Origin of the sequence: Ignicoccus hospitalis KIN4/I, assembly GCF_000017945.1 — an archaeon.
In the GTDB taxonomy this organism is placed as follows: Archaea; Thermoproteota; Thermoprotei_A; order Sulfolobales; family Ignicoccaceae; genus Ignicoccus; species Ignicoccus hospitalis.
Genome location: NC_009776.1, coordinates 1,090,494 through 1,106,030 on the forward strand (window position 1 = coordinate 1,090,494; position 15,537 = coordinate 1,106,030).

The 15,537-nt window shown below is 57.7% G+C and carries 22 protein-coding genes; 8 read left to right on the top strand and 14 right to left on the bottom strand.

Going from position 1 to position 15,537, the window contains the following annotated elements:
* The first annotated feature begins 18 nt into the window (after positions 1–18).
* The gene (locus IGNI_RS06310; RefSeq protein WP_012123365.1) at positions 19–531 is read left to right on the top strand and encodes a hypothetical protein; all 513 of its coding nucleotides are present in this window, start codon (positions 19–21) and stop codon (positions 529–531) included.
* On the opposite strand, the gene pheT is transcribed toward IGNI_RS06310, so the two are convergent.
* The 3 genes from pheT to glnA form a co-directional block, all read right to left on the bottom strand.
* A complete protein-coding gene (pheT, locus tag IGNI_RS06315) occupies positions 523–2,112 on the bottom strand; it encodes a phenylalanine--tRNA ligase subunit beta (protein WP_012123366.1) in 1,590 nt (529 codons plus the stop codon). The two genes, IGNI_RS06310 and pheT, sit on opposite strands and share 9 nt — an antisense overlap.
* A 27-nt stretch (positions 2,113–2,139) precedes the next feature.
* Positions 2,140–3,567: a phenylalanine--tRNA ligase subunit alpha gene (gene pheS / locus IGNI_RS06320; RefSeq protein ID WP_238374131.1), complete on the bottom strand. Its 1,428-nt coding sequence runs from the start codon at positions 3,565–3,567 to the stop codon at positions 2,140–2,142.
* 102 nt (positions 3,568–3,669) lie between these two features.
* Positions 3,670–5,163: a type I glutamate--ammonia ligase gene (gene glnA / locus IGNI_RS06325; protein ID WP_012123368.1), complete on the bottom strand. Its 1,494-nt coding sequence runs from the start codon at positions 5,161–5,163 to the stop codon at positions 3,670–3,672.
* 213 nt (positions 5,164–5,376) lie between these two features.
* On the opposite strand from glnA, the gene IGNI_RS06330 reads away from it, so the two are divergent.
* Together IGNI_RS06330 and IGNI_RS06335 are read left to right on the top strand one after the other, a co-directional pair.
* Positions 5,377–5,604 (top strand): FeoA family protein, encoded by a 228-nt coding sequence (locus tag IGNI_RS06330; RefSeq protein WP_012123369.1) that lies wholly within the window; start codon positions 5,377–5,379, stop codon positions 5,602–5,604.
* Complete coding sequence (locus IGNI_RS06335) at positions 5,601–5,891, top strand: hypothetical protein (RefSeq protein ID WP_012123370.1); 291 nt, start codon at positions 5,601–5,603, stop codon at positions 5,889–5,891. Before IGNI_RS06330 ends, IGNI_RS06335 begins: the two co-directional genes overlap by 4 nt.
* Here the strand turns inward: IGNI_RS06335 and IGNI_RS06340 are convergent.
* Entirely contained in the window at positions 5,869–6,291 is a 423-nt protein-coding gene (locus IGNI_RS06340; protein ID WP_012123371.1) for a SixA phosphatase family protein, read from the bottom strand. The genes IGNI_RS06335 and IGNI_RS06340 overlap by 23 nt on opposite strands.
* A 51-nt stretch (positions 6,292–6,342) precedes the next feature.
* Here IGNI_RS06340 and IGNI_RS06345 point away from each other — a divergent pair, with 51 nt between their 5' ends.
* The gene (locus IGNI_RS06345) at positions 6,343–7,134 is read left to right on the top strand and encodes a hypothetical protein (RefSeq protein WP_012123372.1); all 792 of its coding nucleotides are present in this window, start codon (positions 6,343–6,345) and stop codon (positions 7,132–7,134) included.
* On the opposite strand, the gene IGNI_RS06350 is transcribed toward IGNI_RS06345, so the two are convergent.
* The 5 genes from IGNI_RS06350 to IGNI_RS06370 form a co-directional block, all read right to left on the bottom strand.
* Positions 7,116–7,562, bottom strand: coding sequence for a hypothetical protein (locus tag IGNI_RS06350; RefSeq protein ID WP_012123373.1), 447 nt, complete (start codon positions 7,560–7,562; stop codon positions 7,116–7,118). The genes IGNI_RS06345 and IGNI_RS06350 overlap by 19 nt on opposite strands.
* A complete protein-coding gene (locus IGNI_RS06355; RefSeq protein WP_012123374.1) occupies positions 7,550–7,912 on the bottom strand; it encodes a hypothetical protein in 363 nt (120 codons plus the stop codon). Before IGNI_RS06355 ends, IGNI_RS06350 begins: the two co-directional genes overlap by 13 nt.
* A gap of 94 nt (positions 7,913–8,006) precedes the next feature.
* Positions 8,007–8,540, bottom strand: coding sequence for a flavin reductase family protein (locus tag IGNI_RS06360; protein ID WP_012123375.1), 534 nt, complete (start codon positions 8,538–8,540; stop codon positions 8,007–8,009).
* Positions 8,537–9,088, bottom strand: a complete 552-nt coding sequence (locus IGNI_RS06365) for a class II aldolase/adducin family protein (protein WP_012123376.1) — start codon at positions 9,086–9,088, stop codon at positions 8,537–8,539. Before IGNI_RS06365 ends, IGNI_RS06360 begins: the two co-directional genes overlap by 4 nt.
* Positions 9,081–9,497 carry a YkgJ family cysteine cluster protein gene (locus IGNI_RS06370; protein ID WP_202943252.1) on the bottom strand — a complete coding sequence of 139 codons (417 nt, stop codon included), beginning with the start codon at positions 9,495–9,497 and terminating at the stop codon, positions 9,081–9,083. Before IGNI_RS06370 ends, IGNI_RS06365 begins: the two co-directional genes overlap by 8 nt.
* A 22-nt stretch (positions 9,498–9,519) precedes the next feature.
* Here IGNI_RS06370 and IGNI_RS07830 point away from each other — a divergent pair, with 22 nt between their 5' ends.
* Together IGNI_RS07830 and IGNI_RS06380 are read left to right on the top strand one after the other, a co-directional pair.
* On the top strand, positions 9,520–9,738 hold the full coding sequence (locus IGNI_RS07830; protein ID WP_052570320.1) for an ATP-binding protein: 219 nt from the start codon (positions 9,520–9,522) through the stop codon (positions 9,736–9,738).
* A gap of 253 nt (positions 9,739–9,991) precedes the next feature.
* The gene (locus IGNI_RS06380) at positions 9,992–10,450 is read left to right on the top strand and encodes a hypothetical protein (RefSeq protein WP_012123379.1); all 459 of its coding nucleotides are present in this window, start codon (positions 9,992–9,994) and stop codon (positions 10,448–10,450) included.
* Between the two features lies 1 nt (position 10,451).
* On the opposite strand, the gene IGNI_RS07945 is transcribed toward IGNI_RS06380, so the two are convergent.
* The 4 genes from IGNI_RS07945 to IGNI_RS06395 form a co-directional block, all read right to left on the bottom strand.
* Positions 10,452–10,583: a hypothetical protein gene (locus IGNI_RS07945; protein ID WP_274377260.1), complete on the bottom strand. Its 132-nt coding sequence runs from the start codon at positions 10,581–10,583 to the stop codon at positions 10,452–10,454.
* 224 nt (positions 10,584–10,807) lie between these two features.
* Complete coding sequence (locus IGNI_RS06385) at positions 10,808–11,611, bottom strand: hypothetical protein (RefSeq protein WP_012123380.1); 804 nt, start codon at positions 11,609–11,611, stop codon at positions 10,808–10,810.
* 209 nt (positions 11,612–11,820) lie between these two features.
* Positions 11,821–12,357: a hypothetical protein gene (locus IGNI_RS06390; protein ID WP_012123381.1), complete on the bottom strand. Its 537-nt coding sequence runs from the start codon at positions 12,355–12,357 to the stop codon at positions 11,821–11,823.
* Between the two features lie 8 nt (positions 12,358–12,365).
* Positions 12,366–12,554 (bottom strand): hypothetical protein, encoded by a 189-nt coding sequence (locus tag IGNI_RS06395; protein WP_012123382.1) that lies wholly within the window; start codon positions 12,552–12,554, stop codon positions 12,366–12,368.
* Positions 12,555–12,680: 126 nt separating this feature from the next.
* On the opposite strand from IGNI_RS06395, the gene IGNI_RS06400 reads away from it, so the two are divergent.
* On the top strand, positions 12,681–13,229 hold the full coding sequence (locus tag IGNI_RS06400; RefSeq protein WP_012123383.1) for a methanogen output domain 1-containing protein: 549 nt from the start codon (positions 12,681–12,683) through the stop codon (positions 13,227–13,229).
* On the opposite strand, the gene IGNI_RS06405 is transcribed toward IGNI_RS06400, so the two are convergent.
* Positions 13,206–13,940 (bottom strand): hypothetical protein, encoded by a 735-nt coding sequence (locus IGNI_RS06405; protein ID WP_012123384.1) that lies wholly within the window; start codon positions 13,938–13,940, stop codon positions 13,206–13,208. The two genes, IGNI_RS06400 and IGNI_RS06405, sit on opposite strands and share 24 nt — an antisense overlap.
* 43 nt (positions 13,941–13,983) lie before the next feature.
* Between IGNI_RS06405 and IGNI_RS06410 the strand changes: the two genes are divergently transcribed.
* On the top strand, positions 13,984–15,498 hold the full coding sequence (locus IGNI_RS06410) for a PINc/VapC family ATPase (protein WP_012123385.1): 1,515 nt from the start codon (positions 13,984–13,986) through the stop codon (positions 15,496–15,498).
* The last annotated feature ends 39 nt before the right edge of the window (positions 15,499–15,537 follow it).

Below are 15,537 nucleotides of genomic sequence, written 5' to 3' on the forward strand. Positions count from 1 at the left end.
AAAGGGGGGAGATGTGAATTGAAGTGCGTGAGCGACTTCTGCTTCTTGGAGGACGTGGAAGTACCGGAAATAGACAAGCCGGAGAACGAAGGAGCGCTGCTGATAAACACTAACGAAGACCCCATAAAGACAGAGTACGTGACGGTCTACCACCAACCCCTATGCGTCAACTCCACCTTCCCCTTCGGAAACTTCGTGCGGGCAGTAGAGAGGGCCGTCAAGGAGAAGGGCAAGGTCTTCGTGACCAGTAAGGAGGGCTGCGGAAGGGCTTCGGCCGTGGCGGTGGCCGCCGCCTTGGCTTCCAAGGTAGACTTTGAGAGAGTGAAGTCGAAGTTCGGCGAGTGTAAGATGAACTACGAACAGTTGGTTAACGCGATCTTCGTGGGGCTGGTCATGAGGAAGTTCGGCGCCGAGCTGGGGGCGGAGAAGTTGCTGAACGGCTGTGAGGGCATAAAGGGGTTTAGGAACACCAGGGAGCTGTGCGAGTTAAGGGAGGAGGCCCACGAGCTGGCGCTCCAGTGGTCACCTTAAGGCTTCCACGTCCAGCTCCAACACCGCCGTGGGGAGCTCCACCCCCACTTTTTGTAAGTACTCCGGGTGCACCTCGCCCATCACGCCCACGACCTTGTCCCCGACAATTACAGCAGCCGCCCTCCCCTCTATGAAGGGCCTGACCTTAACCTCTTCCAAGGCGTACCGGAAGCCCAAGGTGAGGGCGAGCCCCTTTAAGACTGCTCCGACGTCAGTTAGGGTCACCTTGTCCCCTGCCACCGCGACGCCCACCCTCCAAGCGGTCTTGTCCTTGAGGACCACCGGCCCCACCTCGAAGACCTCGACCCTCGACAAGGCCTCTTGGTTCTGCTTGACCGCCAGCAACAAGGAAGGCACCAAGCTCGGGCGGAGGGCGGAGTAGCTCTTCAGCCTGGGGTTTAGTACCTTCACCGGCTCCACTCCCAAAAGCTCCTCCACCAGCTCCCCGTCTATTAAGGCAAAGTTGAACACCTCCTCTAAACCCATGGAGGTCAGGATCCTCGCCAAGTAGTCCTTGAAGTAGTCCCGGGAGCCCCAGTGGGTGGGGGGCAGCGCCTCGGCGGGGACCTTGTTGTAACCGTAAGCGGAGAGTGCGTCCTCCGCCAAGTCCACCTCGGAGAACACGTCTATCCGGTAGGGCGGCGCCACCGCCCACTCCCCCTCCACGAAGAGGCCCATCTTCCTCAACAGCCCCTCTACGTCCTCCAGTTCGAAGCCTGCCACCCTCTTTATCGCCTCCTTGTCCAGCCTCACTTTCCTGTACTTCAGCCTGGGAGTCTTCATGTTAGCGCCTATCACCTCCACCCTCTGGAGCTCCGGTCGGGGGGAACGCTCAGCCAAGGAAGTAACCATGACGTCCAGAACCCTCAGCATTACCTCCGGCACGGTGCCGGTCACGTCCACGAACACGTTCTTCGTGTTTTCATCAACCTTGTAGTCTTCTGCGTTAAGTATGGGAGCCAAGGACATGATCTTACCTTCGCTGACGAAAGCCGGGTACTGGCCCTTCACCACCAAGTGGCCGTACTCCTTACCTTTCTCGGTCCTTTCGAGCACCTCCTCGAAGGTCATCTCCTCCGAGTAGCCCAAGGGTACCATCCTCCCTTCGCTCAAGGACTTGTACTCTATGACCAGCCCCTCCTCCCACCGGGGGTTCAGCTTGTCCAAGTCGTAGAGACCTATGGACACGATCTCCCTCTTGTTGCCGTAGCTTATGGCAAGCTTCTCTTGGAGCTGGAACAGCTGCCTTATCGCTTCGTCGTCCAGCTCTAAGTTCTTGACCACGGCGCCGAAGGCGTAGGGCCTGTACCTCGGCGCCCGCGTGATGTCTAGCTTTACCCTCCCGTCCTCGGCCTCGTAGCGCGGGGGCTCTCTGTAACCCAAGAACACTCCCAAGGCCCTCCCCAAGCCCTCGGCGGAGAACAAGTCCGCCCTGTCGTGGGGAGCCTCGTAGGTAAGCTCCTCCGTACCCAGCTCCTCCACTTCCAGCTTCAGAGCCTCTAGGACCGGCCGGAGGTCCTCGGACAGAGGCCCTCGGGCGAGGCGCTCCAAGTCCCACAGCTTGACCGTGACTACTGGCAAGCCTCTCCCCTGGGGGATGTAAAGGAATCAAAATAACGCCTTCCCCGACCACAGGCCCTTTATAGGCTTCACCTTCCTCAGCTTTATCAAGTCGTTGGAGTACAAGTCCCTTATGTCAGAGAGCCCCAAGGCCAGCATGGCGAGCCTGTCTATCCCTATCCCCCAAGCCGCCACGGAGAAGTCCCCGAGGCCCAACGGCTTCAACATCTCCGGCCTGAACATCCCTCCCGGGAAGACCTCGACCCAGCCCAGCTCAGGGTGCTTGACGAAGCCCTCCACGGAGGGCTCGGTAAAGGGGAAGTAAGCCGGCTTGAACTTGACCTCCCCCAAGCCGAGCTTCTTAGCGAACTCCTTGAAGAAGCCCAACAAGTGCTTGAACGACACCTCCTTCCCCACTATTATCCCCTCGAGCTGGTGGAACTCCATGGAGTGCGTCGGGTCCAATGTCTCTGACCTAAACACCCTGTCCAAGGAGAACGCTCTGTACTCCCCTCCCCCACGGGAGTACATGGTCTGCGCGCTTACCACGGTGGTGTGGGTCCTCAAGAGGACCTTCAACGCAACTTCGGCCCTCCAGTAGCCCCACATCTCCCGGTGCACCTCCGCGACCTCCTCCAAGAGCCCCTCGGGCGGGGGAGGCACCCGGGCCCCGGACGCGTAGAACACGTCTGTCTCCGAGCGGGCCGGGTGGAACTGGGGGACCAAGAGCACGTCGAAGTTCCAGAAGGCGTTGGTTACGTAGTCCCCCACGACCTCCTCGAACCCCATAGATACCAAGACCTCCTTCACGTACTCGTGGAACTCCAATAGCGGGTGCCTCCTCTTGGGAAGCCTCGCGGGGAACTCCACGCTCAAGTCAAACTTCTTGAACTCGGCGTCTTTCCAAGTCCCCTCTATTAAGTCCTTCCTAGTTAGGGCGGTAACCGTCTTACTCGGGACTAGCTCCCCGCGCTCCAAGGCCTTCAAGGCCAACTCCGAAGGTTTTATTATTATCTTCTTCACCTTGACCTTCCTTAAGAACCCCCTCTTCCGGAGCTCCTCGCAGGGGCTCCCCTCCTCCAAGCACCTCCTAACCCTCGAGGCGTACTCCTTCAACACATTCGCGTCGTAACACAGCTTGCCTTCCCTTATTTCGCCCCCCAAGCGCTTAGCGAGGCCTATCGCGACCCCCGCCTCGGGCCCGAGCTTCGACTTGAGCTCGCTCAGCTCGACACACTCCCCCATCTCTAACAACTTCTCCTCCGGCAACCTTTCGCTCAGATACTTCTTCCCCTTCTCGTTAAGCTCGAAAGTTTCCACCTCGACGCGCTCAACCTCCACTAACCCCTTCTTCTCCAGTTCCGCCAGGGGCCTCATGAGTTCTTCCTTCCTCTTTCCTAACTTCTTGGCCACCGTTTCGAGGTCCTCTCCGTCCTTGCTGAGTGACACGAGCAAGCGGTACTGTTCCTCGGGCACCCTTATCAAGAAAGGTCCCTACGACATAACTTGGGGGACTAAAAAGGCGGATGAGGAGCGCTAGGCCGCTCGAGCGGTGAGGAGAGGCCCTCTTCCGACGCCTCATATGTCGAAGTACTGGTAGAACTCCGCCGGGTGCGGGTAGCTCTCTATCTTCAAGCACTCCTCTTTCTTCATCTCTATCCAAGTCTCCAACATCTCCTTGGTGAATATGGGGAACAGCCAGTCGTGGTCGTTCTCCAGCTCCTCTATCGCCTCGCACAAGGTCCTCGGCAGCTGCAAGGGGGTGCCGAGCTGCTTCCTCACTACCTCTTCCAACTCCCTCCTCGTCTTCGGGTCCATGGCGTATATGTTCTGGTCCACCGGCGGCGGGGGCTCGATCTTCTTCTTGATGCCGTCCAAGCCCGCGGCAACCATCGCCGCGAAGGCCAAGTAGGGGTTGGTGCTGGGGTCGGGGGAGCGGTACTCTATCCTCGCCGCCTTCGGCACTCCCCTCATGTAGTTCGGCACCCTGATTATGGCGGAGCGGTTGGCCTTGCTCCAAGCTATGTATATGGGGGCCTCGTAGCCCGGCACCAGCCTCTTGTAGCTGGAGGTGGTCGGGTTGACTATCGCGCTGAGCGCCCTGGCGTGCTTCAAGATACCTCCTATGTAGTACCTAGCCAGCTGGCTCAGCTCCGCGTACTCGTCGTTGGGGTCGTAGAACAAGTTCTCGTCTTTGTCCTTGCTCCACAAGCTCTGGTGGGTGTGCATGCCGTTTCCGTTGTCGGCGTAGACGGGCTTGGGCATGAACGTCGCTACCAGGCCGTACTTGGCAGCCACGTTCTTTACCACGAACTTCAAGGTGACTACCTTGTCAGCCGCTCTGGTGAGCGTGTCGAAACGGAAGTCTATCTCGCCTTGGCCGGGGGAGGCCACCTCGTGGTGGTGAGCCTCCACTTGTATCCCGAAATGGTCCTCGAGCACGGTAGCTATCTCTTGCCTTATCCAGAACATCTTGTCGTATGGTATGGCCGGCACGTAACCTTCCTCGAACCTTATGATCGGGAGCTCCGTGTTCCACGCGGCCTCGGCAGAGACCACCTCCACGTGCATCTTCTTCCAAGGTCTGTCCACCTCATTGATTACTTTGTTGAGTATCATGAACTCCACTTCGGGACCGAAGTAGGCCTTGTACCCTTGCTCAGCTAGGTACTCCTCGGCCCTCTCCGCTATGTACCTCGGGTCCTTCTCGAACCTCTTCGCTTCGCCCTTCTTATAACCTCCCCAGAAGATCTGAGCCAAGAACCTAGCGGTCCTCCCCGCGGCCACCCCCGGAGGGCTCTGCCAGTCGTCCGGAATTATTGCGAAGGTCTCCGGCACGGGCCTCAAGAGCATGTCGCTCTCGTTAATCATAGTGAAGCCCTTTATGGAGGAGCCGTCAAAGCCCCCAACGGCGACGTTGAAGGCGTTCTCCGGGTCGTCCAGTATCTCCCGCGCGGGGAAGGTCATTTGTTGCAACCTTCCGGGGACGTCCAAGAACTGGACCATCACCCACCTGACGTTCTCGGTTTTCATGCTCTCCACTACTTCCTTAACCAACTCCTCGCGTGACACAACTGTTCCCGCGTTCCCCTTCACTGATAAACAAGTATTTATCATCTATCCCAATATTACTGAACAATGTTCACAAAATTGTCAATTTCTATAAACGTTTGTTCATTTAAGCACGGAAAAGCTAAGGCTCGAGGCAACGCGTGTTTACGCACTCCGTTAGGTATACCTAACAAGTTTTTTAGGAGGGGCTCCCGAGCTTATATGGGGGTTACGGTGTATCTGTCGGAAGCGCCGGAGGGGTCGTTGGTAAGGGTAGTTAGGATAGAAGGCGGCTTCGGCGCGGTCAGGAAGTTATACGAACTAGGAATAAGGGAAGGATCAACCATTAAGGTGGTTAGGAACCCTCCCATAGGGCCCCTAATAGTGGAGGTGGACGGTTCGACAATAGCTTTAGGGAGGGGCATAGCTTCCAAAGTCGCGGTGGAGGTTGTGGAGCGGTGAACGCTAAGGACGTCGTCGGTTTTGCGTTCCTCACCATCGGCTTGGCCGTCAGCGCGTTGGCGTGGTCTACCCTCTTCTTGCCAGACCCGATAGCGCTAAAGGTGTTAGAAGTTCTGGCCGTGGCCGCCTTCAGCGTGCTCGGCGGCGTGGTGGCTTGGATAGGGCTCCAGCTCCTAAGGAGCCCGCCGCCCAAGCCCGTGGAAGAGTTGGAGAGGGAGCTGAGGGAGGAGATAGACACCATAAGGAAGGAAGTGTTAGAAAAGCTCAGGGGCAGTACTCGGGATTGAGCAACGCGAGGAGCTTTCTGGCGCCCACGTTCACTACGGCCGCGCCCCCGGCGCTCAACTTCGCCTCGCACCCTAAGCCCCTAAGGACCTCCTCCAAGTCAGGGTTGTGAGCCACGTACAAGGCTCCGGGTTTGAAAACCTTCGCGAACGTCTCTAAGTTGAACTTACCGGAGGACAACTCTTCCTTGACCTCGTAGGGAACGTTGAATACCTCGGAGAGGATCTCTGCGGTCTCCTTGGCCCTCCTGAGGGGGCTGGAGTATATCGCTGTGGGCGTGGGCAAACACTTGGCAACCCTCCTCACGTCCTCCTTGCCCTCCTCGGTGAGCCACCTCTCCTCGTCGCTCCCCGCCCTCTGGGCGCTGACGGCCTTCCCGTGGCGGAAGAGTATCGCGATCAACGCGCCTCCCGGCTTTTCAGCGGCGGAGGGGTTAATCGCAGAGGGCCCGGGATGCTGGACTTGTTGTTGTGCACCTTCCTAGCCCCTCAGCTCCTAGGGGGCTTCGCCCTGCCGGGGGCTTGCGAGCTGCTGAAGACTGGCTTGGCCTTGTGCCACCACCAGAGGCTGACGAGCGTTTACTACTTGAGCCCCGAGCCGGTTTACTTAGGCACGTTTTCTAACTTGGACGCCGCGGCCTACTGGAACGGGACCTTGGCTCTGCACTTCAAGGGGGAGGACTACGTAAAGGTGGGCGACCTCGAGCTCCCGCTCCCCGGGGGCGACGTCTGCTTCATGGACTTCGAAGGCGGGGTGCTGCTGGTCGTAGGGAGGTCGTGGGCAGTAGCGTATAACGTCAGCTCCTTGGAGCTGGAGTGGTCCGCCGGAGGGGTCAGCTGCCCGGCGGACTTGTCGCCAGACGGGAGGAGGGCGGCGGTCTACAGTAAGGACTTGGGGGGAGTCTTAATTATTGATATAAAGAAGAAGGTGGCTGAAGGCGTGGTAAAGGTGTGCTCTCCGAAGGACGTGAGCTTGAGCGAGAGAGGGTACCTAGTCACTTCGTGTAGTTCCTCCATCTTCAACGGCAAGAAGTTGAGGTTCGGGGGATACGCGGGCCTCGCTTGGGAGGCCGCGCTGTTGTTGAACAAGAGCTGTAAGGGCGTTATGCTAGTAACGGCGGACAACAAGGACTACTGCTTCGACTTGGGCTTTACCCCGGACGGCGCGGCCTTGGTCGGGGGAGCTCTGGTAGTTAACAAGGGCGGGGCTTTCATCTTGTTGAAGCCCTACTTGCCCTCCAAGTAGATGACGTACTTCAGCGCCTCCACCAGCTCTTTCAAGTAGTTTATCTCTGCCTTGACGGAGCTCAAGTCCGAGTTTACGCGGGATTCTAAGGAGTTCACGGCCGAGGTCAGCTTCGCGTAAAGCAGCTTGAGGTCCACCAAATCCTTGTTAAGTTGTGCCTCTAACAGGGTGATCTTCCACATCATGAAGGCTATCGCCACAGCTTGTACTATTATGATGGAGGCCAGCGCGAGCTGGGCCGCGCTCACCTCCTTCACTCTAACCTCCTCGAACTCCTCCCTCACCTTCTTCGGGTCCAAGAAGCAGTCCTCCTCGCACCTCTCCACTATCCTTTTGACCTCCTCGTAACACTTCTTGTCCAAGTTGGGGAGCTTCTTAGCGCACTTCCAAAGCCCTCTGATCTCGAGCTCCGCCCTCAAGTGGTCCAAACTCTTCCCGTGGAGGGGTCGAACTCAACCCTTCTAACTTTACCGTAGAGCTTGGCGAAGGTGGGCGACTGCGTCAAAACGGCGAACTCGGTGGCCGCCGCGAAGCCCTCCTCCTCTACCCACTCCCTCGGGCCGTCGAAGGGCTCCGCGCCCTTCAAGGGCTCCACGCACTGGGGCTTGCCCTTGAGAAGCTGGAGGGCGAAGTGGTAGCTGGCCCTCGCGAGCTCCGCCAGGGTGTCGGCGCAGAGCCTGTACCTCTTCCCGGGGACCTCGAAGGTTACGCACCGCCCCTCCACGAAGGCCGAGTAGCCGCTCCCTCCCGGCAACTCCTCCGGGCAAATCCGCTTCAAGTTCCCACCGCCTCTGGAAGGGGTATACAAGGGGCAGAGTCGGGCCGGCTCACCGACCGCCCTCGGCGGCCTCGACGACCGCCGCTTCGGCCCATTACTCCTTTTTATATTTTCCTTTAACGACGTACTCCTCGCACGGGGGCAAGAGGAAGACCTTCCCCGCCTTCTGCATTGGGACCTTCACTTGCCTCAAGTCCCATCCCCAGCGCCCGAAGGGCCTCTCCGCCTTCCAGTTCACCACCTTCCCCACGTAGAACACGACGTCCCCTACGTCCAAAGACTTCAAGACCTCGCATTCGGCCCACCCCGCCGCCCCCTCGGGCACGGGGGAGGGGACCTTCTCGCCCTTCCTCCACCCCACCCTCTCGAGCTTGTTCTCCTCCTCGCAGCTCACGGTCCCCAAGTACCAGAGCAGCTCCGGGTCCTCTACTACGGAGACCGTAAAGTGGCCGTACTTCTCTATCAACTTTTGGGTGCAGCCGTCCTTCTCGACCGCCACCCCCACGGTGGGGGGCTCCGTGGAGACGGGGGTCACCCAAGAAGCCGTCATGAAGTTCCCGTCCGAGGGAGGGACGCCCGAGCCCACCACGAAGGCCGGACGCGGGTGGAACAAGTAGTACCACTTCATCCCCTAACAGCCCTCTCCAACAGCGCGAGCTCGGCTAAGTATTCGAGTGCCTCGAGCTTGTTCAGCGCCTCGTAGGGGTCCTTACCCAAGGCGACTGCCCCGTGACCCTCGAGCAAGATCACGTCCGCCCTGGTGGACTCCTCCGCGACCCTCCGGGCGAGCTCCTCGCTCCCGGCCTCTAAGGGCGGAACCCTCGCCAGCTCCCTTATCGCGTAGGCCGTCTCCACGTACTCGCTGGGGTCCAGCGGGAGCCCTAGCTTTGCGGCCAAGACCGCTTTGGGGTTGTGGGCGTGCACCACCGAGCGCGCGTCGGTCTTCATGTATATTAGGGCGTGCATCTTGTACTCTATGGAAGGCTTCGGCCCTCGCCACTTCAAGTCGTTCAAGCTCACTACGCTCAGCTCCTTTATATCGTTCTTCGGTACGCCGGAAGGCGTTATTAGGAAGACGTCCCCGCACCTCGCGCTGGCGTTGCCGCTCAACACCGTTATCATTCCCTTTTGATAGAGCAACTTCATGACTTCAATTACTGGGCGCGCGTCACACAAGGCCCAGTCCCCGGAGCCTGCGCAAGACCTCGTTTAGGGCCTTCCACTCCTCGGGGAAGACCCTCTCCGGCGGGTTGTTAACCACCTCTTCCCAGTTGTGCTTGACCCACGAGCACGCTCTCGAAACTTCTATAAACACCTTCCCGTCCTTAACCCTGACGTTGAGCGGGTACATCTTACAGCTCAATGGCTTTTTCTCGTGAATCTTACACCTCCCCGTCTCGGGGTCGTTGAAGGGGCACCGGCCCTTGATCACCCAGCGGTAGAGGCCGGGGAGGAGCTCTACGAACTCCCTCTGCCCCATCCTCTCCAGCTCCTCCTTCTCGTCTTCAAACACCACCGGCATCTCGTCCTCCCTCTCGAAGACGCAGCAGCGCTTGCACTCCTCGTTATACGGGCATTTGAACAAGGAGGGCACCGGGGGAGACCCTTTGGAGGAGGGGTTAGGGAGGGTTTCGGTCGACCCGGAAAGGTGTGACGGCTGCGGCCTGTGCGTTGAGCTGTGTCCCTTCAACTCCCTAGCGATGGAGGGCGGAACGGTGAGGCAAGTAGGGCCTTGTTACCTCTGCGGGGGCTGTGAGGCCTTATGCAAGGCGATAAGGGTAGAACCTTTGTTGGAGCCTAAGGAGTTCGATGAAGGCTTCCGCTAAGGCCTCATCCGCCCTCGAGGTGGTAAATGCGGTTAGATTGCCAGCATTCACCAACCAGAAAGTATGAAGCTTCGCGTGACACAGAAAACACCTTACATACTATCGCATCCTCCAGCACCAAGGATGAAAGGTAGGGACACGCAAGGGAGGCAAGCCTAAGGAGTCTTTAAAAGTGTATGACATTCATGTCCTCCCTGCATAATTTGTCCTTACTATAAATCCTTGAGAGAGGTGAAGGGAACGGGGCCAAGGTATGACCTACGAGCTGGTCAAAACCGATGAAGGCACTTTAAGCGTTAAAGGTCATTCGATCCGATTTATGCTCATTCCCTCCTCCGCATTAGTTAAGATACACGAGGAACTCAAGAAAGTGTTGGGACCGGCGGCGGACGTAATGATGAGGAAGGTAGGGGAGGGCTTTGGAGAAGCGGTAGTGGAGTTGGTCAAAAAGGAGGAGGGCAGCGACGTAGATTCGATAAAGAGGTTTTTGGAGAAGAGCGGGTTCGGCGTTGTGGAAATAACTTCGGAGGGAAATGACAACTGCACCATTACGATACACAAGGCCCCCTCTAGGGACTTCGACACCAACGTGTGCAAGTTCGAGGAAGGAATAATAAAGGTGCTCTTAGAGGCCTTCAACGGAGGGAAGTGGAAGGTAAGGACCGTTAAGGCGGAAGGGGAGGACTGCGTCATAGAGGCGACCAAGGGCTAGCTCACCCCAAGGCCCTCGCTACCGCCGTGCCCCAGCCCTCCCTCCTCCTCCCTTGACCTAACTTCTCCTCCAGCACCTCCAACACCTCGTCCTTAGTCCCTTTTACCTTTATCTTCGTCCCGGCCGGAACCACTAGGGCCGGCTCCTTAGGCTTGTTGGAGACTATATCCCACCCGGTCCTAGCGACCTCCAGGAGGAGATCCCCTTGGGCACGTAGGTTCCAAGGACCTCCAGTTTCCCCCTCACGAGCGCCCTTCCGACCTCCTTGGAGGGTTCTCTCAAAGGCTTGCAGCGACGCTAAGCTGTTAAAGACTTCGCGATTGTGTTTATCTACTGTGGAAATTCCGATTAGATGCCTTAAATCTCCTTTCCTATCAAGAGTTTTATTATTTTGATTATGTCGTCTCCAGTGATTTTAGCCTCATCATTAATATTAATCCCACAACAACATAGGACATAGGCGTAGAACAGCGCCGCCGCGTCGCCCTTCCACGGACAGTAGGGGAACCTGAATTTGTCCCTCGTGAGGGCCGCCCTAACGACCTCGTAGAACCACTCCGACCTGGAATCCAGCTTTTCCTCGCTCTTCAGGTAGGTGACGGCGGCCGCTAGGAGCAAGAACTTGCAGAACAGCTCTTGATTATCGATGCACTCCTTCACGTCACTTAAAGCTTGAGAAAGTCCCTGGGCCTTTCCATCATCGTAGCAAGTGTTGAACAGGTGTAGGATTTTATTGAGCTTAGACTTTTTCTCTCTATCAATGGTATCCCAATTCTCCTTCAATTTTTCCAATAAATCCTTCAAGATCACGGTGCAATCATCTTGGCCCTTTCCACTGTCCCGTAGTTCTTTATGTAAACTCTTCTCTAGATCGTTAGGGTCTATCCCGGCTTCATGTACAGTCTTATTTAATACCTCCCTTAAGAACTTCTCCAAGAACCTCTTCGGGTCGTCCTTGCAGACGTCCTCACCCTCAAACAAGTTGTTCGAGAGCCCCTTCGCCAAATCTTTTAGCAGCTCTGAGGGGCTTACCTCATTGACGCCCTTCTCTTCACACTTGCCTTTGCCCTCCTTTGGCCTCGGTAATACCTTTAGGAGGTTGTCGAGTTTCGTGAGTTCGTTCGCGCTCGACCCACTCCCTCCCGAGTCCTCATTGCTCAACCCTTCTCGCCATTTGAGACGGAAGGTGGCCGTTATTTATTCGTTCTCACAAGCTGTGGATCAAATTAGCCAAGCGCGTCCGGACTTCGCTCGCACAGCCGTCGTACCTCTTGAAGTCGGCCCTATAGCTCCCCTCAGCGCCCTCTTCAAAGAACAGAGCGTGTTCACGCCCTCAACCTTAGAGACCCAAAGCTCGGCGTAACCCTTGATCAGCTCATCGAGCTTGGAGGTGTCGGGAGAGTTAGGGCGGAGGACCTTGTTCGCCGCCTCCAACATTTTTCCAACGTTTCGTCCGTACCTCCCTCGCCCCGCTTGCCGGCCTCGAATTCGATTAGCGCGAACCTCCCGAAGCCCCACCTGGTCGCCCTGCCCACGCCATAGAGGGTCATAACGACTAGCGCGGTAGCGGCGAAGAGCGGGAAGAGCTCCTCGGCCTTTTCATTGACGTCGCTGGTTCGCGGCTTGAGGAAGACCTCCACCTCCAACTTCCCGGCGTCGACGAAGGGAACCTCCGCCGTCCCTGACGGGGGCGAGCACGAAACCTTAGCTTTGGACGGGTCCTCGGAGAGGTTGTACCTCACAGTGAGGTTGAAGGGGCTCCCCCACGATGACTTCTTGCCGACCCTGCCGAACATGAACTCGGTCAGCCTTAGCTCAAGGCTGGTCTTATCGGAGAGTTTTACCGTTATCGTATCTCTCCTCAAGCATTTGCTCTGTCCCTCCATTGCCTCGCTCAGCCTCCTCATCCTGCCTATTATGGAGTAGGGCTGGGGTCCCCCCTACGTAGCGCTCGCCGCAAGCGGACTGTCTGAAAGGCCCCCGCGTCGCCGCTGGAGAAGGGGGTGACGTTGACGAACCTCATTTTGAGGTACCTCTTCGGCGTGAAAAGCCTCTTCTCCACCTCCTTAGCCGTCAGAGCTACGCCGTAACTCGTCGAGAGCAAGCGCGCCGTCCCAAAGGCCTTAGGCCCCGGACCTTAACCAAGGTTTCCAGCCTACTTACCGATAAGTAATTACTCACTGTCCTAGCTTTAAGCCAGGAGACCGACGAGGAGTAGGGATATCCACACTTGAGCCCGGAGGAGTTCGATAAGGAAACTGTTGCTAAGGTCTTCGCCAACTTCGCCGAGAAGTTCATGTTCGACACCCTCCCCAAGAACTTAAAGAAGTACGTCGGAGAGGGGGCGGCGACCGCGTTGATCTTCAACATAGTTAAGGAAGGTGCCAAGGAAACCATGGGAGAGGAGCTGAAGAAGATGATAAAGGTAGAGAGTCTGAAGGACGCCATGAAGGCTTGTTATTTGCCCTACAAGCTCGTAGGCATGGAGTTCGAGTACGAGGAGGCCGAGGAGGGCGACGAGTACGTCTTCAAAGTCACTAAGTGTCCGCACTTCAAGTACACCAAGGACATGCCCTTCGCTTGCGCCGCGTGCGCGGCGATAAAGGCCGGTATAATAGAGAAGCTCGAGGACAAGCCCGTCCAAATAGTGTTCAAGGGGACCAGGAGGCTCGGCAGCCGCGAGCCCGGGATCTTGATAGAAGTAGTCAAGCACATGCCCTCCGGAGACCCCTACTGCGAGTTCCGGTTGAAGGAGCTACCCAGACAAGGCCAGAGTTAGGAGAGCGTATTCTTCCCACCACCTCCCCCCTTTTAGGGCGCACAGCGCCGCCAGAGCAGCTTCCGCGGGGGAGCACCTCCCGGTCACCAAGTCCCTCAAGAGGGACTTAGCCAACTGGGCCAGCGGGGGGTCGTAGTAGAGGGCGTAGGCGTAGAGCGAGTACAACAAGTTAACGGTCTTGGTAAAGTTTCCTCCGTGAAGCCTCCTAGCCAAGGTTTTGAACGCGTAAAGCTCCCCCATGTTCAAGTTCGAAGGGGCGCAAGGCGCCGGAGGGGGCCTCAAACCTTTAGCGAGGCTCTCGTACGTCCCTTTCAAGACTAAGAAGCAATACAAGGCCCGGGCGTCCTCGCGCCCCTCCAAGCACTTCAAGAACTCCTCCAACCCCTTGGCCTCTGGGTAGGAGGAGACCATGACGTAGTACCACTGGCCGTAGGTCCTTAGCTCTAAGAGGTTCTTCACCTTCGGGAGCCTCGCGGTGAGGGCCTCCACGAGTTCCCCCGCGAGCCTCTTGGGGTAGTCCGGCGGCAGCAGCCCCCTCGAGCGGTAGCATAGCGTCCTATTCGTCAACGAGCTGAGCAGCCACAAGGTCAAGTCTGTGGCTAACAAACTCCCCTCCCTTAGGGAGTAAGATATCGCGTGGGCCCCGCAGTCCGTAACGGGCAGTTGGGCTGTCAAGTTGGCAATTACAACGTAGAGCAGGGTTGTGTTCAAGCCTAAATCACCCCCTTTCGAAACCTCACGCGGGGTAGATCGAGTGGAGAAAGAGGTCTACGTCCCGGACCTCAACGCGGTCCAGAGGGGGCTGCTCACGAGGCTCGTGGAGCAGGGCCTCCTCTACGGGACCTTGTTGATACCTTCAACCTTGATCAAGGAAATAGAGAGGCAAGCGAAGGAGGGGCTCGCCTCCGGCATGGCGGCGTTGGAGGAGTTGACCAAGCTCAGGGAGCTCGAGATGCAAGGGCTCGTTAACATAGAGGTCGTAGAGGTAAAGGAGAGGGACGTAGATGACGCAGTTAGGAAGGTCGCCAAAGAGAAAAACGCCACGTTGGTCACTGGGGACAGAGTACAAGCGCTCGTTGCCACGACTATGGGCATAGAAGTGTTCTTCGCGGGCGAGTACAGGCCGGCGAAGCTGAAGTTCGAGGAGTTCTTCGACGAGGAGACTATGAGCATTCACTTGAAGGAGGGAGACGTGCCCAAGGCTAAGAAGGGGAGGCCGGGGGAGTGGGAGATGGTCCCCCTCTCCAATGAGGTGTTGGACGCGGCGACGTTGGAAAACATGGCCCTCGAGATAATGGAAACTGCCAGGTCCCGGAGGGACGCCTACGTTGAGGTAGATAGGCCCGGCACGACGGTGGTGCAGCTCGGGAAGTATAGGATAGTGATCACCAGGCCTCCCCTCTCGGACGGGTGGGAGATAACCGCGGTCAGGCCGATAGCGAAGTTGAGCTTGGAAGACTACGACTTGCCGGAGAAGCTGATAAGGAGGTTGGAGGACAGGGCGGAAGGAATACTCATAGCCGGCGCCCCCGGCGCGGGCAAGACTACCTTCGCCCAAGCCCTCACCGAGTACTACGCCAGGAAGGGGAAGGTGGTCAAAACCATAGAGTCCCCGAGGGACATGGTCCTCCCTCCGAGCGTCACTCAGTACTCTAAGGAGCACACGAGCGTGAAGGAGCTTTACGCGATACTCTTGTTGTCGAGGCCGGACTACACCATATTCGACGAGATGAGGACCGACGAGGACTTCAAACTATACATGGACCTCAGGATGGCCGGAATAGGCATGGTAGGGGTAGTCCACGCCACCACCCCGATAGACGCGGTCCAGAGGCTGATAGGGAGGGTGGAGCTGGGGATGATACCCAGCATCGTAGACACCGTGATATTCATAGACAGCGGGAGCGTGGCGAAGGTCTACGAGCTCCAGATGACCGTCAAGCTCCCCACGGGGCTCCGGGAGGCGGACCTAGCGAGGCCGGTAGTGGAGGTGAGGGACTTCTTGACCGGGGAGTTGGAGTACGAGATCTACACTTGGGGCGAACAGACGATGGTGGTCCCGGTCAAGAGAGTTGCGAAGAGGGGCGAGGAGAAGATCTTAGCTTACGTCTACAGGGTCCTCCCGGAGGCGACCTCCGTGGAGGTGAAGGACGGGGTCGTGGTGGTGACCGTGCCGAAGTGGGCCGGGAAGAACGTCTTAAAAAAGGCGAAGAAGTTGAAGAAGCTGGAGGACCGGTTGGGAATGAGAATAAAGGTCAAGTACGAGTGAGGTCACCAAAGGCCAATCTCTTCACCGCTCTGCCCGTCG

What these genes read in the sequence shown, in the direction of transcription:
- IGNI_RS06345 (WP_012123372.1), top strand. Translation starts at nt 6,343, where the DNA reads ATGCTGGACTTGTTGTTGTGCACCTTCCTAGCCCCTCAGCTCCTAGGG.
- IGNI_RS06380 (WP_012123379.1), top strand. Translation starts at nt 9,992, where the DNA reads ATGACCTACGAGCTGGTCAAAACCGATGAAGGCACTTTAAGCGTTAAA.
- IGNI_RS06360 (WP_012123375.1), bottom strand. Translation starts at nt 8,540, where the DNA reads ATGAAGTGGTACTACTTGTTCCACCCGCGTCCGGCCTTCGTGGTGGGC.
- IGNI_RS06390 (WP_012123381.1), bottom strand. Translation starts at nt 12,357, where the DNA reads ATGAGGAGGCTGAGCGAGGCAATGGAGGGACAGAGCAAATGCTTGAGG.